Below are 16,614 nucleotides of genomic sequence, written 5' to 3' on the forward strand. Positions count from 1 at the left end.
GCCGGCATGGCCGCCGCGAAAGGATCTTCCATGGTCGCAACCATCGAACGGACGGCCCCCGCCGCCACCCTCGAAGCCCACAAGGCGCCGGTCTTCATCGGCGCCGTGACGCTGCGGGTCCGCGATCTCCCCGCGCTGACAGCCTATTACCGGGACGCGATCGGCCTGGGCCTGATCCGCCAGGATGCAACAAGCGCCGAGCTCGGCATCGGCGGTCAGGCGCTCGTCCGGCTGGTGGCGGGCGCGGCCCGGCCGACTTCGGCCGCCGGCCTGTTCCATCTTGCCATCCTCTTGCCGTCCAGGCGCGATCTCGCCAACTGGCTGAGGCATGCCGCGGTCACGCGCATTCCGCTTGAGGGCGCTTCCGACCATCTCGTCAGCGAGGCGCTCTATCTCTCCGATCCCGAAGGCAACGGCATCGAGATCTATCGCGACCGGAAGCGTGAGGAATGGCCGCGCAAGCCGGATGGCGGCATCGCCATGGCGACCGAGCGGCTCGACCTCGACAAGCTGCTCGGCGAAGCCGATGAGGCGACCTATGCCGGCATGCCCGAGGGCACGGGGATGGGCCATATCCATCTGCGCGTCGGTGACACGGCGGCGGCGGAGGCCTTCTACCGCGATCTGCTCGGCTTCGACCTGATGGTGCATTATCCCGGCGCGAGCTTCCTCTCCAGCGGCGACTATCACCACCATATCGCCGGCAATATCTGGGGCAGCCGCGGCGCCGGTCCGCGCCAGCCGGGCGAAGCAGGGCTCGACCGCTTCGAGCTGGTCGCGCATGGCGAGGCCGATTTCGCGGCGATGCGCCAGCGCATCCTGGCGGCCGGCGGCAGCGAGGCCGACGGCGCGCCGACGGTCACCGATCCCTGGAACAACCGGCTGGTTTTGGTGCGCTGAGACGCGTTCGGTTTTCTGGAAAACCACGACGTCATCCCGGGCTTGCCCCGGGATCCATCGTAGAGCGCCGGAGGCCTCCGATGGATCCCGGATCGGCGCCGCTGACGCGGCTTGTCCGGGATGACGGCATCGTTCTGGATGGGCTTACCAGAAGGTATCTGCTCACCGCGTCAGCAGATGCGAGCGGCGCGTTCCGCCCGTATCGGGCGCGAAGCCGTTCGCTTCCCAGAAATCGCTCGCGCGAGGGTCGGCGGAGCGCAATGACAGCCTGGGCGCCAAGTCCAGCCCTTGCTGGATCAGCGCTGCAGCGATCATGCGGCCGACGCCGGCGCCGCGATGCAGCGGCCGGACATAGACATGCCGGACGCGCAGGAGGTCGGGTGCGGGATCGTAAGGGTCGGGCGTCAGCGCGCCGACCCCGGCCAATTCGCCCTCATGGAAGGCGGCGAAGGTGACGAAGCGCTCGTCCTCGCCGCCATAACGGCCGGCGAGCCATTCCTCGCGCAGCCCCTCGACGAAGCGGTAGCTTTCCGCGCTTGCTTCCTGGCGCAGGGCCTCGAAATCGTCCGGCAGGCTCTCGGCCAGCCGGACGATCTGGATCGCCGTTTCGGTCACAGACCCTCGAACAGGGCGCTGGAGATGTAGCGCTCGGCGAAGGAGGGGATGATCACCACGATGGTCTTGCCGGCATTCTCCGGCCGGGCGCCGACTTCGAGCGCCGCCGCGACCGCCGCGCCGGACGAGATGCCGGCCGGAATGCCCTCGCTCCTGGCGAGCGCGCGGGCCGTCTCGAAGGCGGTCTGGTTTCCGACGGTGACGACCTCGTCGATGATTCCGCGGTCGAGGATGCCCGGCACGAAGCCGGCGCCGATGCCCTGGATCTTGTGCGGGCCGGCCTGGCCGCCCGACAGGACCGGGGAATCCTCCGGCTCGACCGCGACCATCTTCACGCCCGGCTTGCGCGCCTTCAGCACCTGGCCGACGCCGGTGATCGTGCCGCCGGTGCCGACGCCGGAGATGACGATGTCGACCGCGCCTTCAGTGTCGTTCCAGATCTCCTCGGCCGTCGTCTTGCGGTGGATCTCGGGATTATGCGGGTTCTCGAACTGCTGCGGGATGATCGAGCCTGCGATCTCGGCCTTGAGCTCCTCGGCCTTGGCGACCGCGCCGCGCATGCCGCCGGGGCCGGGGGTCAGCACCAGCTCGGCGCCGAGCAGGGCGAGCATCTTGCGCCGCTCCAGCGACATCGTCTCCGGCATCACCAGGATCAGGCGATAGCCGCGCGCGGCCGCGACGAAGGCGAGCGCGATACCGGTATTGCCCGAGGTCGGCTCGATCAGCGTGCCGCCGGGCTTGAGCGCGCCGGAGGCCTCCAGCGCATCGATCATGTTGACGCCGATGCGGTCCTTCACGCTCGAGATCGGGTTGAAGAATTCGAGCTTGGCCAGGATCGTCGCCTTGACCCCGCGCTCGGCCGGCAGGCGGTTGAGCTTGACCAGCGGCGTATCGCCGATCGTGTCGGTGATCGAATTGTAGATGCGTCCGCGTCCGGGCGCCTTCGTCGTCTTCTGTGCTTCGGCCATGACATGACTCCTCTGGACGAGAGAACGTTTGGTCGCGACGCTAGATCAATTCACAGAAATTGTCGAACAAAGAAATAAATCACATCATCAGATTGTGAAATCTGGCTTCGTGCCGGGCTCGCCGAAGACGGCCTTCGCCTGCGCCCTGCGGCACAGTTCCTCGACCGTCACCGTGTCGAGCGCGGCGAGGAACGCGGCCGAGGCCTGCTCCACTTCAGGCCCGATGACCTCGTCGACCAGCCGAGACTGCGGCTCCGGCCCGAGCGCCTCCTCGATGGCCTCCTGCATCGCGGCGCGCGCGATGTCGCCGGCCGTGATCTTGCGCCGCTCGCGGGCGAGTTCGTAGCCGCCGCGCGGCCCCCGCACGCCCTTGAGGATGCCGACGCGCACCAGCGTCTGCAGCAGGGTTTCGAGATGGCGCGGCGGCAGGGCATGGCGCGCGGCCAGCAATTTGGCCGCGACCGGCGAAGGTCTCGCATGCAGCGCGATATCGACCACGGCAGCGATGGCGAGCAGGCTGCGGCGCGAGAGCAGGATCATGGCCGGCTCCCCGCTTTGGCGCCGCCGCTAATGCCGGTCGAGCCGTAGCCGCCGGCACCGCGCGCGGTCTCATCGAGCCTGTCGACCTCCGAAAGTCGGGCATGGGTCACCGGAGCGACGACGAGCTGGGCGATGCGATCGCCGCGCGTGATCGTGAAGGGCTCATTGCCATGGTTGATCAGCACGACCGAAACCTCGCCGCGATAGTCGCTGTCGACCGTGCCGGGCGCATTCAGGACGGTGACGCCGTGGCGCAGCGCCAATCCCGAGCGTGGCCGTATCTGTCCCTCGAAACCGACGGGCAGTTGCATCGACAGCCCGGTCGGAACGAGCGCGCGTGCGCCGGGCGCGAGCGTGACGGCCTCGCCGATGGCGGCGCGCAGGTCGAGCCCGGCCGCGCCTTCCGTCTCATAGGCCGGCAAGGGCAGGTCGGCGCCATGCGGAAGGCGCTGCAGGAGGACGGTGGTCATCGTCAATCCGCCAGCCGGGCCGGCGCGAGCCCCGCGATATGGGCGATCAGCCGGGCGGCGACCTCGCCTTTCGGCAGGGTCGGCCAGGTCTCGACGCCCGCCGGCGTGACGAGGTGCACGGTATTGGCATCGCCGCCCATCACGCCGGTGCCGCCGACATCGTTGGCGACGATCAGGTCGCAGCCCTTCCGGGCGAGCTTGGCGCGGGCATAGTCGATCACGTTCTGCGTTTCCGCCGCGAAGCCGACGACGAGCGGAGGCCGCCCGCTCTTGCGATGCGCGACGGTCGCGAGGATGTCGGGATTCTCGACCAGGGAGAGCGGCGGCAAGGCCTTGCCGTCCTTCTTCAGCTTGTCGGAGGCCGCGTCGGCCACGCGCCAATCGGCGACGGCGGCGGCGAAGATTGCGATATCGGCCGGCAATGCGGTCTCGACGGCGGCGAGCATCTCGCGCGCCGATTCGACATGGATGGTCTCGACGCCGGTCGGATCGGGCAGGTTCACCGGCCCGCTGACCAGCGTGACCCGCGCCCCGGCAGCGGCGGCAGCGGCCGCGATGGCGTGGCCCTGCTTCCCGGAGGAGCGGTTGGCGATGTAGCGCACGGGGTCGATCGGCTCATGCGTCGGCCCCGAGGTGATCAGCACATGCTGCCCGGCGAGCGAGCCGGTCGCATGCTCGCCGCCCGGCAGCCGGCCGAGGAAGCCGATGGCGCGCTGGGCATTGGGCTTTTCACCGGCCAGCGCCGCCTCGATCGCGGCGAGGATTTCCGGCGGCTCGGCCATGCGGCCCGGCCCGCTCTCGCCGCGCTCCGCCATCGCCCCGACATTGGGGCCGACGACGAGGACGCCGTCCTTTTCGAGTTGCGCCATGTTCCGCCGCGTCGCCGGATGCTGCCACATCCGCGGGTTCATCGCGGGGGCGATCAGCACGCGCTTGTCGGTGGCGAGCAGCGCCGTCGAGGCGAGATCGTCGGCATGCCCGTTCGCCATCTTGGCGATCAGGTCTGCGGTGGCGGGCGCGACCACGACGAGATCGGTCGAGCGCGAGAGCTGGATATGGCCGATATCGGCCTCGTCGGTCAGCGAGAACATATCGGTGAAGCAGCGTTCGCCGGCCAGCGACGAGACGGTGAGCGGCGTGACGAACTGCTCGCCCGCCTTGGTCACGATGCAGCGCGAGGCGATGCCGCGATCCTTCAGCCGGCGGATGACTTCCAGCATCTTGTAGGCGGCAATGCCGCCGCCGATGATCAGGAGAACGGAGCGGGAAGCGGACAAAACGGCTCCTCGGGCAGCGCGAATGGCGAACTGTCCGTTACGTAGCATCTGCCGTGCCGCGCTGTCATGCGCGGCGCGTTGTCCCCTGTTCCTCAGGTGCGGGGCAGGTCTGGCACCTTATAGGCCGTCGTCGCCTTGATCCGTTCCATCGCGAAGCGCGACGTGACGTTCTTGAGCGGGATCGTCTCGATCAGCTTCTTGTAGAAGCCGTCATAGGCGGCCATGTCGGCGACGACGACGCGCAGCATGTAGTCGACATCCCCCGCCATCCGGTAGAACTCCATCACCTCCGGCATGGCGGCCACCATCTGGGCGAATTTCTCCAGCCAGGGGCCGGAATGGTCCGCCGTCTCGATCTGGACGAAGACGGTGAGGCCGAGGCCGATCTTTTCGGGCGCGACCAGGGCGACCCGCTTCAGGATCACGCCGGACTGTTCGAGCTTCTGGATGCGCTTCCAGCACGGGGTCTGCGAGAGCCCGACGCGGTCGGCGAGCTCCGCGATCGAGATATTCGCGTCCGCCTGAAGCACGGTCAGGATCTTGCGGTCGATGGCGTCCATTCTCTCAAACTCGCTATCTCTAGAAATTCGTTTCGCAGATCTCGCATGAAAGAGATGAAGTATCTTTTTCTAGCTGATCTATTGCATCCAGATAGAAAATCCTTTTCTCAATCTGTCAATGGGGGCTCGTTTGGGCCTGTTTTCGAAAGGGATTTGAACGATGGATCGCCGCCAGTTCCTCATCGCCGGGTCGAGCCTCGCGGCGGCCATGCCCTTCGCCGGTCCGGCCCGCGCCCAGAGCGTCGCGGCGCGGGTCGGCTACATCCCGATCGTCGGCACGGCGCCGTTCTTCGTCGCCAATGGCGAGGGCTGGCTGAAGCAGGGCGGCATCGACGTCGCGGTCACCGTCTTCGAATCAGGCCCGAACATGATCCAGGCGCTCGCCTCCGGCACGATCGACGTCTACGTCGCCGGTGTCGCGCCGCTCGCCGTCGCCCGTTCGCGCGGCATCGATATCCGCGTCGTCGCCTCGACCGCAATCGGCGAGAACGTCGTGGTCAGCGCCCCCTCGCTGACCAAGTTCTTCACGGCCGGCACGAATGCTGCGGCCGCCTTCAAGGCCTTCCGCGCCGCCAACGGCAAGGCCGCGCGCCTCGCAACCCAGCCGGCGGGCTCGGTGCCCAACACGACGCTGCAATACTGGCTCTGGGAGGTCGCGAAGGTCGACAAGGCCGATGTCGAGATCGTGCCGATGGGCATCGACGCGACCCAGCAGGCGATCCTCGCCGGCGCGGTCGATGGCGGCTCCGTGCGCGAACCGGCGCTGACGATCATCCAGACCCGCAACCCGCAGATCAAGCTCATCGCCGGCGGCGAGGAGGTCTTCCCCGGCCAGCCCGGCACGGTCGTCGCCGTCTCCGGCGCCTTCGCCACCAAGAACCCGCAGGCCGTGCAGAACCTCGTTGCGGGCCTCGTCAAGGCGGCTGCGCTGATCAAGGCAGACCCGACCAGGGCTGCGCCCCATGTCGGCGCCGCACTCGGCAAGGGCATCGTCGATCCCGAACTGATTCAGAAGGCGCTGGTCTCGCCGGCGAGCCGCTTCGAAATCGACCCGCGTAAGATCATCGAGCCCGCCCGCGCCATGCAGGCCTACCAGGTCAAGCTCGGCTCGCTGGAGAAGGAACTCCCCTTCGACGGGCTGTTCGAGACCCAGTACTACGAGCGCGCGATCAAGGCCGGCGGCTGATCCTGTGAGCAGACTCCGGGCCCCGGCCCTCGCCCTTCTGGGCCTCGTCGCCTTCCTCCTGCTCTGGGAGGCGATGCCTTTCTTCGGATTGGTGAATCCGGCCTTCCTGCCGGGGCCGAGCGCCCTGCCGAAGGCCTTCATGCGGGAGCTCTCCTCCGGCGCCTGGCTCGCGGCCATACTCGGTTCGCTCTGGCACTACTTCGTCGGACTCTTCGTCGGCGCCGGGCTCGGCATCGCATTCGGCGTGGCTGTCGGTATGTCCCGCATCGCCGAAGAGGCGACGGCCTGGGTCGTCCGGGTATTACGTCCGATTCCCGGCCTCGCCTGGGTGCCCTTTGCCATCATCTGGTTCGGCGTCACGCCGGGCGCCGCGGTCTTCATCATCGCCATCGGCGTGTTCTGGATCGTCTTCTTCGCGGCGCAGGGCGCGATCCGCGGCGTCGACCGCGATCTCATCGAGGTCGCCGATGCCTTCGGCTTCCGCTCGCCCTGGCAGCGTCTGTTCAAGATCCTGCTGCCGGCGGCCTTGCCGGGCATCCTCGTCGGTATCAGGACGGCGCTCGGCCAAGCCTGGATGGCGGTGGTCGCGGCCGAGATCTTCGGCGTCGCCGGTGTCGGCCAGCGCATGATGCAGGCCTCCAGCCTCCTCGCGACCGATATCGTCGTGGTCTACATGCTGACGATGGCGGCGCTCTACGGCCTGCTCGACACCGGCTTCGTCGCCTTCCAGAAATGGGTGCTGCGTTGGAAAGCGTGATCGAGAAGAGTGCGATTGAGATTCGGGGCCTGTCGCTGACCTTCACCCGCGACGGCGAAGAGACAGAAGTCCTGCGCAAGCTCGACCTCTCGGTCGGGCGCGGCGAATTCCTCGCCATCGTCGGCCCGTCGGGCGTCGGCAAGTCGACCCTGCTGCGCGTCATCGCCGGCCTCGCCAAGCCGAGCGGCGGGGAGGTCGTGATCGACGCGAAGGACCGGGCACGCCGGCCGGTCGCGCTGGTCTTCCAGGATTCGCGCCTGCTGCCTTGGCGCAAGGTCGTCTCCAATGTCGGCTTCGGTCTCGAAGGCCGCACGCCCCGCACTGAGCGCCTCGCCAAGGCGACCGCGATGCTCGATCTCGTCGGCCTCGCGCCATTGGCGCAGCGCTGGCCGCACCAGCTCTCCGGCGGCCAGCGCCAGCGCGTTTCGTTGGCCCGCGCGCTTGCCGTCGAGCCGGAAATCCTGCTGATGGACGAGCCCTTCTCGGCGCTGGACGCCCTGACCCGCGAAAACCTGCAGGACGAGCTGATCCGCGTCTGGCAGCGCACCGGCAAGACCGTTCTCTTCGTCACCCATGATATCGACGAGGCCGCCTATCTCGCCGACCGCGTCGTGGTTCTCTCGGGCGCGCCCGGCCAGATCATCGCCGAGCACCGCATCGAAGCGCCCCGTCCGCGCAAGCGCGGCGCTGCGGCGGAGGCCGAGATCGTGCGCGCGGTCCGCCAGGGCCTCGGCGCCGACATCGTCACGGACGGCGCTGCGATCTGACCAGCCGCGTCGCCGTTTTCATGGGCGGCGACATCATGGCACGCTGCCTCCCGGCGCCGGATCGCCCAGAATGCTCCTGACCCCGCCTCACTGCCTTGTCATTGGCAGGCGAGGGCGGATTGAGGCATGGGGTCGGGGTGACCAAGGATTGCGACGGCATCATGCGGCTTTATTTCGGCAAGCGTTTCCTGCGTGGAGCGGCTTTGGCGCTGGGGCTGTTGGCTCCCGGCCTTGCGCTCGCCGCCGAATCCGCTGCCGTCAGCTCGCCGCGCGTCACCGCGACCCTGCTGTCGAGCCGTGACGCGGTCGCGCCGGGTGAACGCTTCAAGGTCGCGCTCGTCCAGAAGCTCGCACCGCACTGGCACACCTATTGGCTGAACCCCGGCGATTCCGGCGAGCCGACCCAGATCAAGTGGGACCTGCCGGCCGGCGCGACCGCGGGCGAGATCCAGTGGCCGGCGCCCAAGGCGATCCGGGTCGAGCCGCTCGTCAATTTCGGCTTCGAGGGCACGGTCCTGCTGCCGCTCGAGATCACCGTCCCGGCCGATGCCAGGCCCGGTGAGAACTTTGCGCTGAAGGCCGAGGCGACCTGGCTAGTCTGCGAGAAGATCTGCATTCCCGAGGAAGGCTCCTTCACGTTGGACCTCCCCATCGGGGCTGCAAGCGCGATCGATCAGGCTGCCGAAGCGCGGATCGATGCCGCCATCGCATCGCTGCCGAAGCCGGCCTCGTTCCGCGCCAAGCTGCGTGACGATGTCGGCAAGCTCGTGCTCGACCTGCCGGGCCTGCCGGCCGGCGCCAGCGATCTGCGCTTCTTCCCGATGTCGGACACGCTGATCGAGCATGCGGCCGATCAGCCCTTCGCGACCGGCGACAAGCCCGCCCTGACGCTGACTCGCTCGACCGTTTTCAAGCTGGCGAAGCCGGAAGTCTCAGGCGTCCTCACCTTCAGCGAAGGCGGCGCGCCGCGCGCGATCACGCTGCTCGCCGATGCCGATCCTGTCTTGATTGCGGCCGGCGGCGCGGTCGCGCCTGAAACCCGCCCTGCGGTGGTGCGGATTCCGATGCCGGCCGAAGGCGCCGATCTGACGCTGTGGGCGGCACTGGCCTTCGCTTTTGCCGGCGGACTGATCCTCAACCTGATGCCCTGCGTCCTGCCGGTGCTGTTCATCAAGGCGCTCGGCTTTGCGCAGCTCGCCCATCGCAGCCGCTCGGAGGTCCGCGAGCAGGGCCTGCTCTTCTTCGGTGGCGTGCTCGTGACTTTCATGGTTCTGGCCGGCGCGGTGATCGCGCTGGGCAGCCTCGGCAGCAGCGTCGGCTGGGGTTTCCAGCTCCAGTCCCCGCCGCTTGTCATCGCGCTTGCGGTGGTGATGGTCCTGATCGGCCTCAACCTGCTCGGCGCCTTCGAGATCGGCACCTCGGTCACCGGGCTCGGCGACAGCCTCGCCAGCCGGGGCGGGCGGCTCGGCGCCTTCATGACCGGCGTGCTCGCGGTCGTCGTCGCGACGCCCTGCACGGCGCCCTTCATGGGCGCGGCGATGGGCTATGCGGTGACGCAACCCCCAGTCGTCGCCCTCTCCGTGTTCATGGCGCTGGCGCTGGGCTTCGCCCTGCCGGTGGTCGCGCTCTCCTTCGCGCCCGGCCTGCTGCGCCTGCTGCCGAAGCCCGGCCGCTGGATGCTGGTCCTGAAGCAGGGCTTCGCCTTCCCGATGTTCGCGACCGCGATCTGGCTGATCTGGGTCGCCTCGGTGCAGAGCGGCCCGCAGGGCGTGCTCGCCGCTCTGGTCGCGGTGCTGGCGGCGGGCTTCGCCGTCTGGCTCGTCGGCGTGACGCGCGGATCGCTTGGGCGTCGCCTCTTCGGATCGGCGCTGGCGGCGCTGGTCGTGCTCGGCGCCGGCTGGTTTACCCTGCAGAACGCCGTTCCCGGCGCGGCGACCGAGGCGCGGGCCGGAGATATCGAGGCCTGGTCGCCCGAGCGGGTTTCGGCCTTGCAGGCGCAGGGCAAGCCGGTCTTCGTCAATTTCACCGCCGCCTGGTGCATCACCTGCCTCGCCAACGAGCGTGTCGCGCTATCCCGGCAGGAGGTGAAGGATGCCTTCGCCAAGCTCGGCGTCGTCTATCTCAAGGCCGACTGGACCAATCGCGACAGCCGCATCGCCAAGGCGCTGGCCGAACAGGGCCGCGCCGGCGTGCCGCTCTATCTGTTCTACCCCGCCCGCCAGGAGGCGCAGGCCGAGATCCTGCCGCAGCTCCTGACGGCGGATACGCTGATCGCGGCTGCCGAACGCGCGGCCGGTCGCACCACGAAGACGGCTGCATTGCCATAGGTTTTCGACGTCAACCCAGGGAGACAGACATGCAAAGCCTGACCAGACAGACTTTCATCGCCGGCCTCACTCTCGCTGGCCTCGCCTTCCCGGCCGCGGCCTTTGCCCAAGGCGCGGCCAAGGTCGGCGCGCCCGCCCCCGCCTTCCAGGCGGTCGATGTCGAGGGCAAGACGCGCAACCTCTCCGAGTTCGCCGGCAAGACGGTGATCCTCGAATGGACCAATCACGACTGCCCCTATGTCCGGAAGCACTATAACAGCGCGACCATGCAGACCCTGCAGAAGGACATGGCGAAGGAGGGTGTCGTCTGGCTCTCGGTGATCTCCTCGCCGCAGGGCGAGCAGGGCCATGTCGATGCCGCCAAGGCCAAGGAATTGACGGTCCAGCGCAATGCCGCTCCGGCGGGCATCCTGCTCGACCCGAACAGCAAGGTGGCGCGGGCCTATGGGGCGCAGACCACGCCGCACATGTACATCATCGATCCCAAGGGGACGCTCGCCTATATGGGCGCGATCGACGACAGGCCGACCTCGGCGGCATCGAGCCTCGAGGGCGCCAAGAGCTATGTCCGCCAGGCCGTCGCCGAGCTCAAGGCCGGCAAGCCGGTCTCGGAAGCCAGCACCAAGGCCTATGGCTGCGTCGTGAAATACGCGCCGCTGAGCTGATCCTTCCTCGCCGTCATGCTCGGGCTTGACCCGAGCATCTCATGCCGAGAGAGGCTCCAGAGCCTCCTTCTCAAAGAGATCCTCGGGTCAAGCCCGAGAATAACGGCAGCTTGCCGGGTGTCTTACTGCGACCGCGGCCCGAGATCGCGCGGCGCGGCGTTGATCGTGACGATCTGGCCGTTGCGCAGCTCCAGCACCGCTAGCCCACGCTCCACCTGTCCGTCCGGGCGGAAGCGGAAGACGCCGTCCGCCCCGGCGAAGCCCGAACCATTGGTCAGCACGGCCTCCGAGAAGCGCTGGGAGCCTTGCGTGCGCGCCAGCGCCGCCGCCAGCGAGACGGCGTCATAGGAGAGCGTCGCGGTGCGGGTCGGCGCGCTGTTGAAGCGCTGCTGGTAGCGCCCGGCGAAGGCGTTGAAACCGGCCGTGTCGGGCGAGGCGAACCAGCCGCCCTGGATGCCCGCCACGCGCGCGATGCCCGCATCGTTCCAGACGCCGGTGCCGAGCGGCTTGACCTTGGCCGGGTTGTAGCCGGCCTCCTGCAGCAACTGGCCGATCGTCGGCATCGTATCGGCCGCGGCCGGCACGAACAGCGCATCGGCCTGGGCGAGCGAGGGCATCAGGCGCTGGATCGCGGCCTTCATCGCCGCTGGATCGGCGCCGAAATGCTCGATCGCGGCGACGCGCACGCCACGGCTGGCTGCCGCCTGCTGGAAGGCCGCCTCGACCACCTTGCCATAGGCCGTGTCGGGCAAGAGCGCGGCGAATGACTTCCGACCCTGCTGGGCGGCATAGCCGATCACGCGGTTGACGTCGTTCTCGGGCGGGAAGGAGAGCAGGTAGACGCCGCGGGTCGCGACGTTGGAATCGCTGGAGAAGGCGATGACCGGCTTGTTGGCGGCGCGCGCGACCTGCCCGGCAGCCTGCACGGACGGCGCGAAGAGCGGGCCGACGATCAGCTCGGCGCCTTCCGAAAGAGCCTCCTGCGCGGCGGCGCGGGCGCCCTCCGGCGTGCCACGATCGTCCTTGACCAGCAGGGTCAGGTCGGCGTTCGGGAATTCCGCCAGCGCCATCTCGGCGGCATTCTTCAGGGAATTGCCGACGACGGCGCCCTGGCCCTCGGCGGTCAGCGGCAGGATGAGGCCGACCTTGACCTTGCCGGTGCCGATGGTCTGGCCGGTCGGCGCGGCGCCGCCGCCGGCTGCGGGCGCGCCCGAATCAAAGCCGGGCAGGCCGGAAGTACCGCCGCCGCAGGCCGCGAGCGCGAGCGGCAGCAGGACCGCGAAGGCCCCAGCCTTGGATCGCAGGGTCGGTGCGAGGTGCCGATGAAACACGGGCGATCTCCAGTCGTGACCGGGCCGGCGAAGCGCCGCCCGCGATAGGTCCTGCGGAACTGTTCTACCCCCGGGACCTCTCGTGCCAGTGTGGAAGCCTATTTTCAAGTTGTTAACTATAGGTTGCAGGGGGCGCTGCACGCCTTGCCATAGCGCGGGCGCGGCCGCTGTGGCAGCGTGATCGGATGTCGACCGATGCCGCCCCTCGCTCCCCCAGTTACACCGCCTTCGGCCTGAGGGCCGAGGCCGAGCCTCTGGCGCCGGGCCTGCATATCGTCGCGACGCCGATCGGCAACCTCCGTGACATCTCGTTCCGGGCGCTGGCGACGCTCGCCGCCGCCGATGCGATCCTGGCCGAGGATACCCGCACCTCGAAGACGCTGCTGGCGCATTACGGCATCTCGACGCCGCTCCTGCCCTATCACGAGCACAATGCCGCGCAGATGCGCCCGAAGGTGCTGGCGAAGCTGCGCGAGGGCGGCAAGCTCGCTTTGATCTCGGATGCCGGCACGCCGCTGGTCTCCGATCCCGGCTACAAGCTCGTCGCCGAGCTGGTGGCGGAAGGCCTGCCCGTCACCGGCATTCCCGGCCCTTCCGCCGTGCTGGCTGCGCTGGTGCTCGCCGGCCTGCCGACCGACCGCTTTTTCTTCGAGGGCTTCCTGCCGCCGAAATCGGGCGGGCGCCGCACCCGCCTGACCGAGCTCGCCGCGATCCCCGGCACGCTGGTCTTCTTCGAATCGCCCCGGCGCCTCGCCGAGATGCTGACGGACGCTGCAGCCGTGCTCGGCCCGCGGCCGGGCGCCGTCGCGCGCGAACTCACCAAGTTCTACGAGACGGTCCGGCGCGGCACCCTCCCCGAGTTGGCCGCTCATTATGATGGCGAGGAAGAGGCGCGCGGCGAGATCGTCGTCATCATCGGCCCGCCCGGTGCCGCCGATCTCGTTCCCACCGACGAGGCGATCGACGAGCGCTTGCGCGCGGCGCTTGCCCGGGTTTCGCTGAAGGAGGCTGTGGCACAGGTCGCGGCCGAGACCGGCCAGCCGCGCCGCAAGGTCTATGCCCGCGCGCTCGAATTGACCCGCGACGATCCGTGAGCCGGGCGGGCGCCGATCCGGGCGGGCGCAGCCTTAAGGCGCAGCGTTCCGGCCTCACAGGGCGCCGTGCCGAATGGCTCGCCATCCTCTGGCTGACGGCGAAGGGCTATCGCCTGCTGGAGCGGCGCTTCGGCGGCAAGGGCGGCGAGATCGATCTCGTGATGAAGCGCGGCCGCACCATCGCCTTCGTCGAGGTCAAGGCGAGAGGCCGACTCGACGACGCCATGATCGCGATCACCGCGGAAAAGCAGCGTCTGATCGAGCGGCGCATCCGGCACTGGCTCTCGCGGAATGCCTGGGCCGCCGGCCATCATTTGCGCGCCGATGCGGTCTTCGTGGCCCCCTGGCGCCGGCCGCGCCATGTGCCCGCCGCCTTCGCGCTTGTCCTCTGACGCAAGGCCACCCACTTGCAGGAACCCCGCCCGCGGCCCGATAAGAACGGCCTGCAACAGGAAGCCTGTCATGAGCCTCAACGTCGCCATCCAGATGGACCCGATCGAGCGCATCCGGATCGCCGGGGATACCGGCTTCGCGCTGATGCTGGAAGCGCAGGCGCGCGGTCATAACCTCTACACCTACACGCCCGACAAGCTCTCGATGCGCGACGGCAAGGTCACCGCGCCGATGCGCCCGGTGAAGGTGCAGGACGTCGACGGCGACTATTTCACGGCCGGCGCCGAGGAGAAGGTCGATCTCTCCACGCTGGATGTCGTCCTGCTGCGGCAGGACCCGCCCTTCGACATGGCCTATGTCACCACGACGCATATGCTGGAACGCATCCACCCGAAGACGCTGGTGGTCAACGATCCGACCTCCGTGCGCAATGCGCCCGAAAAGATCCTCGTCACCCATTTCCCGGAACTGATGCCGCCGACCCTGATCACGCGCGACAGGGCGGAGATCGAGGCCTTCCGCGACGAGCATGGCGAGATCGTCATGAAGCCGCTCTACGGCCATGGCGGCGCGACCGTGTTCAAGACCAGCAAGACCGACCCGAATTTCGGCTCGCTCTTCGACCTGTTCAGCAACCTCTTCCGCGAGCCCTGGGTGGTGCAGGGCTTCATCAAGGAGGTCACCGAGGGCGACAAGCGCATCATCCTGATCGACGGCAAGGCGGCGGGCGCCGTCAACCGCGTCCCGGCGGTCGGTGATCTCCGCGCCAACATGGTGCGCGGCGGCGCGGCCCGCCCGACCGACCTGTCGAAGCAGGAGCTCGCGATCTGCGAGGCGATCGGCCCGACCTTGCGCGAGCGCGGCCTGCTGCTGGTCGGCATCGACGTGATCCACGGCAAGCTCACCGAGATCAACGTCACCGCGCCGACCGGCGTGCGGGCGATCAAGAAGCTCGGCGGGCCCGATCTGGCGGCGCAGCTCTTCGACGTGATCGAGGCGAAGCGCGGCCGCTAAGCCGGCTTTACATAGCCCTTCCAGCAGCGCCCGAGCGCGATCTCCTGCCGGCCTGTCAGAATCGGCGCGTAGATCCGGCGCAGGGCCTCGTTCGCCACCGTGACCGGGCAGAGCGGATAGAGCACGAGGTCGGCCTCGCGGGCAAGCGCGATCTCCTCGGAATCCGGCTTCGGCACGGCGCGGAACGGGTCGGCGCCGATGGCGATGCCGCGCGGCGCACTCCGGCCCATCACCGCGGGGAAGGGATTGACGAAATTGAGGCTCATGATCGTCTCGAAGCGGCGCCCGCTGGCCTGTTCATGCGCCAGGATCGCCGAGACGCCCTCGTCGACCGCCATCAGCCAGGACGCCTGGAAGTCGAGCTCCGCATAGAGCTGCGGATTCGGCAGCATCTCGCGGGCGGTGAACTCCCGGAACGTGGCGGGATGGCTGGCATAGATGTCGAGCATCGCGCTCGCGCGGTTCATGACGTCGATATGCTGCGAGACCTGGCCGAGCCGGCCGAGATGTTGGTTCGGCAGGGCGGCATAGCCGGCCTGCGCCATCAGCGCCCGCGCGCCGCGCTGGAGCACGGTTTCCGCCGGTGGGATCGCGGTCGCCGCGACGAGGCCGCAGACCACGAGCGCGCCCCGCCGCCCGCTGCCGAGCCAGCGCGACAGGATCATCAGCAGAACCGGCCAGATGAAGATGAAGGCCTGCCCGCCGGTGTTCTGGGTCTCGAAGAACAGCCCCGCGGCAAGGACGATGGCGAGCCATGCGACCTCGCGGTCGAGCAGGCGCATGAAGCCGGCCGCGGACGGTTGCCTGCGCAGCGCAAGCGCGGTTTCCGCGATATCGCGCCGGTCCAGCCAGAGCAGGGCGAGGCCGAGCGCCGTTCCGGCGCCGACGATGTCGAGATGCAGCGAGGCGGCCTGGACGAAGCGCGGCAGGATGCCGCCGGCATTGATCGCGATGAGCGCGAGGATGCTGTCGAGATAGGCGCTGACGAGCCCGGTCGCGAGTTCGAGTCCGATCAGCCCGAGCCCGGCCGCAGCGGCGATCAGCAGGATCTGGCGCCAGCCGATCCGCCCGGCCGTGAAGGCGAAGGCCGTGACGAGGCCGCCGGCGAGGAAGCCGGTGATTTTGATCAGGAACAGCGCGGTGAGCGTCCAGCCGATGACCGCGCCGAGCGCGGGGCCGCGCAGGAAGACGAGGCCGGAGACCAGCACGTAGAGCACGATGCTGACATGCCGGTTGTAGATGCCGAACCCGTCCGTGCCCGGGAAGAAGGAGTAGTGCTCGACATTCACCGGCAGGATCTGGAAGGCGAGATAGGGCAGGAGCAGCGCCAGCGCCTGGGCGCGCGATCGCTTGTCGATCTTGTGCACGACCACAGCCATGGCCGGCGCCGTCACGGCGAACAGGCACCACTGCGCCAGCAGCAGCGGATGCGCGCGGGGAAACAGCGCATCGAAACCGTCGAAGAGCCAGTAGCCGAGCGGCCCGACCGGCGCGATGAAATCGATTAGCGGGACCTGGCCGTCGCCGATCCGGTTGGCGGCGTCGAGATACAGGACGAGGTCCCAGTACATCGGCCCGAGCGGCAAGGTCAGGGGCAGCGTCAGCAAGAGCGCGCAGGCGAGGATGGCGATGCCGAGTAGGGCGAGCGGCAAATTGGGAAGCCGGGCCGCTCGCGTCGAAACGCGTGTCCCGATCGTGCCGCCGGCCTGCATGATGCCCTTCCCCGTCCCTGTTGGGGGATTGGCTAGCA

17 protein-coding genes are annotated in these 16,614 nt (G+C 68.6%); 9 read left to right on the forward strand and 8 right to left on the reverse strand.

Annotation, left to right across the window (positions count from 1 at the left end; genetic code table 11):
• Positions 1-30: 30 nt before the first annotated feature.
• Entirely contained in the window at positions 31-900 is an 870-nt protein-coding gene (locus tag ACFJGT_RS24255) for a VOC family protein (RefSeq protein ID WP_377843601.1), read from the forward strand.
• 162 nt (positions 901-1,062) lie between these two features.
• Here the strand turns inward: ACFJGT_RS24255 and ACFJGT_RS24260 are convergent, their stop codons facing one another.
• The 6 genes from ACFJGT_RS24260 to ACFJGT_RS24285 all read right to left on the reverse strand — a co-directional run bounded on the left by ACFJGT_RS24260 (position 1,063) and on the right by ACFJGT_RS24285 (position 5,330).
• On the reverse strand, positions 1,063-1,515 hold the full coding sequence (locus ACFJGT_RS24260) for a GNAT family N-acetyltransferase (RefSeq protein ID WP_377843604.1): 453 nt from the start codon (positions 1,513-1,515) through the stop codon (positions 1,063-1,065).
• On the reverse strand, positions 1,512-2,483 hold the full coding sequence (gene cysK, locus ACFJGT_RS24265) for a cysteine synthase A (protein WP_377843606.1): 972 nt from the start codon (positions 2,481-2,483) through the stop codon (positions 1,512-1,514). Before cysK ends, ACFJGT_RS24260 begins: the two co-directional genes overlap by 4 nt.
• A gap of 87 nt (positions 2,484-2,570) precedes the next feature.
• Complete coding sequence (locus tag ACFJGT_RS24270) at positions 2,571-3,023, reverse strand: RrF2 family transcriptional regulator (RefSeq protein WP_377843609.1); 453 nt, start codon at positions 3,021-3,023, stop codon at positions 2,571-2,573.
• Positions 3,020-3,493, reverse strand: a complete 474-nt coding sequence (gene dut / locus ACFJGT_RS24275) for a dUTP diphosphatase (protein WP_377843611.1) — start codon at positions 3,491-3,493, stop codon at positions 3,020-3,022. Before dut ends, ACFJGT_RS24270 begins: the two co-directional genes overlap by 4 nt.
• Positions 3,494-3,495: 2 nt before the next feature.
• Positions 3,496-4,770, reverse strand: a complete 1,275-nt coding sequence (locus ACFJGT_RS24280) for a phosphopantothenoylcysteine decarboxylase (RefSeq protein ID WP_377843613.1) — start codon at positions 4,768-4,770, stop codon at positions 3,496-3,498.
• A 92-nt stretch (positions 4,771-4,862) separates the two neighbouring features.
• Positions 4,863-5,330 carry an Lrp/AsnC family transcriptional regulator gene (locus ACFJGT_RS24285; RefSeq protein ID WP_377843615.1) on the reverse strand — a complete coding sequence of 156 codons (468 nt, stop codon included), beginning with the start codon at positions 5,328-5,330 and terminating at the stop codon, positions 4,863-4,865.
• 160 nt (positions 5,331-5,490) lie between these two features.
• Here ACFJGT_RS24285 and ACFJGT_RS24290 point away from each other — a divergent pair, with 160 nt between their 5' ends.
• The 5 genes from ACFJGT_RS24290 to ACFJGT_RS24310 all read left to right on the forward strand — a co-directional run bounded on the left by ACFJGT_RS24290 (position 5,491) and on the right by ACFJGT_RS24310 (position 11,032).
• Positions 5,491-6,516 (forward strand): ABC transporter substrate-binding protein, encoded by a 1,026-nt coding sequence (locus ACFJGT_RS24290; protein WP_377843617.1) that lies wholly within the window; start codon positions 5,491-5,493, stop codon positions 6,514-6,516.
• Positions 6,517-6,589: 73 nt separating this feature from the next.
• Positions 6,590-7,273, forward strand: coding sequence for an ABC transporter permease (locus ACFJGT_RS24295; protein WP_377849064.1), 684 nt, complete (start codon positions 6,590-6,592; stop codon positions 7,271-7,273).
• On the forward strand, positions 7,249-8,040 hold the full coding sequence (locus ACFJGT_RS24300) for an ABC transporter ATP-binding protein (RefSeq protein WP_377843619.1): 792 nt from the start codon (positions 7,249-7,251) through the stop codon (positions 8,038-8,040). Before ACFJGT_RS24295 ends, ACFJGT_RS24300 begins: the two co-directional genes overlap by 25 nt.
• A gap of 137 nt (positions 8,041-8,177) precedes the next feature.
• Positions 8,178-10,367, forward strand: a complete 2,190-nt coding sequence (locus ACFJGT_RS24305; protein WP_377843621.1) for a protein-disulfide reductase DsbD family protein — start codon at positions 8,178-8,180, stop codon at positions 10,365-10,367.
• Between the two features lie 29 nt (positions 10,368-10,396).
• On the forward strand, positions 10,397-11,032 hold the full coding sequence (locus tag ACFJGT_RS24310) for a thioredoxin family protein (protein ID WP_377843623.1): 636 nt from the start codon (positions 10,397-10,399) through the stop codon (positions 11,030-11,032).
• 122 nt (positions 11,033-11,154) lie between these two features.
• Here the strand turns inward: ACFJGT_RS24310 and ACFJGT_RS24315 are convergent, their stop codons facing one another.
• The gene (locus ACFJGT_RS24315) at positions 11,155-12,363 is read right to left on the reverse strand and encodes a penicillin-binding protein activator (RefSeq protein WP_377843625.1); all 1,209 of its coding nucleotides are present in this window, start codon (positions 12,361-12,363) and stop codon (positions 11,155-11,157) included.
• Positions 12,364-12,548: 185 nt separating this feature from the next.
• Here ACFJGT_RS24315 and rsmI point away from each other — a divergent pair, with 185 nt between their 5' ends.
• The 3 genes from rsmI to gshB all read left to right on the forward strand — a co-directional run bounded on the left by rsmI (position 12,549) and on the right by gshB (position 14,864).
• Positions 12,549-13,457 carry a 16S rRNA (cytidine(1402)-2'-O)-methyltransferase gene (gene rsmI, locus ACFJGT_RS24320; RefSeq protein ID WP_377843626.1) on the forward strand — a complete coding sequence of 303 codons (909 nt, stop codon included), beginning with the start codon at positions 12,549-12,551 and terminating at the stop codon, positions 13,455-13,457.
• On the forward strand, positions 13,454-13,849 hold the full coding sequence (locus tag ACFJGT_RS24325; protein WP_377843628.1) for a YraN family protein: 396 nt from the start codon (positions 13,454-13,456) through the stop codon (positions 13,847-13,849). Before rsmI ends, ACFJGT_RS24325 begins: the two co-directional genes overlap by 4 nt.
• A 70-nt stretch (positions 13,850-13,919) precedes the next feature.
• Positions 13,920-14,864: a glutathione synthase gene (gene gshB / locus ACFJGT_RS24330; RefSeq protein ID WP_377843631.1), complete on the forward strand. Its 945-nt coding sequence runs from the start codon at positions 13,920-13,922 to the stop codon at positions 14,862-14,864.
• On the opposite strand, the gene ACFJGT_RS24335 is transcribed toward gshB, so the two are convergent.
• On the reverse strand, positions 14,861-16,576 hold the full coding sequence (locus ACFJGT_RS24335) for a DUF3488 domain-containing protein (RefSeq protein ID WP_377843633.1): 1,716 nt from the start codon (positions 16,574-16,576) through the stop codon (positions 14,861-14,863). The two genes, gshB and ACFJGT_RS24335, sit on opposite strands and share 4 nt — an antisense overlap.
• Positions 16,577-16,614 lie beyond the last annotated feature (38 nt).

Source organism: Allobosea sp. UC22_33 (genome assembly GCF_042700715.1).
Classification (GTDB): Bacteria; Pseudomonadota; Alphaproteobacteria; order Rhizobiales; family Beijerinckiaceae; genus Allobosea.

What these genes read in the sequence shown, in the direction of transcription:
- ACFJGT_RS24255 (WP_377843601.1), top strand. Translation starts at nt 31, where the DNA reads ATGGTCGCAACCATCGAACGGACGGCCCCCGCCGCCACCCTCGAAGCC.
- cysK (WP_377843606.1), bottom strand. Translation starts at nt 2,483, where the DNA reads ATGGCCGAAGCACAGAAGACGACGAAGGCGCCCGGACGCGGACGCATC.
- ACFJGT_RS24270 (WP_377843609.1), bottom strand. Translation starts at nt 3,023, where the DNA reads ATGATCCTGCTCTCGCGCCGCAGCCTGCTCGCCATCGCTGCCGTGGTC.
- dut (WP_377843611.1), bottom strand. Translation starts at nt 3,493, where the DNA reads ATGACCACCGTCCTCCTGCAGCGCCTTCCGCATGGCGCCGACCTGCCC.
- ACFJGT_RS24285 (WP_377843615.1), bottom strand. Translation starts at nt 5,330, where the DNA reads ATGGACGCCATCGACCGCAAGATCCTGACCGTGCTTCAGGCGGACGCG.
- ACFJGT_RS24290 (WP_377843617.1), top strand. Translation starts at nt 5,491, where the DNA reads ATGGATCGCCGCCAGTTCCTCATCGCCGGGTCGAGCCTCGCGGCGGCC.
- ACFJGT_RS24295 (WP_377849064.1), top strand. Translation starts at nt 6,590, where the DNA reads ATGCCTTTCTTCGGATTGGTGAATCCGGCCTTCCTGCCGGGGCCGAGC.
- ACFJGT_RS24300 (WP_377843619.1), top strand. Translation starts at nt 7,249, where the DNA reads ATGGGTGCTGCGTTGGAAAGCGTGATCGAGAAGAGTGCGATTGAGATT.
- ACFJGT_RS24310 (WP_377843623.1), top strand. Translation starts at nt 10,397, where the DNA reads ATGCAAAGCCTGACCAGACAGACTTTCATCGCCGGCCTCACTCTCGCT.
- rsmI (WP_377843626.1), top strand. Translation starts at nt 12,549, where the DNA reads ATGTCGACCGATGCCGCCCCTCGCTCCCCCAGTTACACCGCCTTCGGC.
- gshB (WP_377843631.1), top strand. Translation starts at nt 13,920, where the DNA reads ATGAGCCTCAACGTCGCCATCCAGATGGACCCGATCGAGCGCATCCGG.
- ACFJGT_RS24335 (WP_377843633.1), bottom strand. Translation starts at nt 16,576, where the DNA reads ATGCAGGCCGGCGGCACGATCGGGACACGCGTTTCGACGCGAGCGGCC.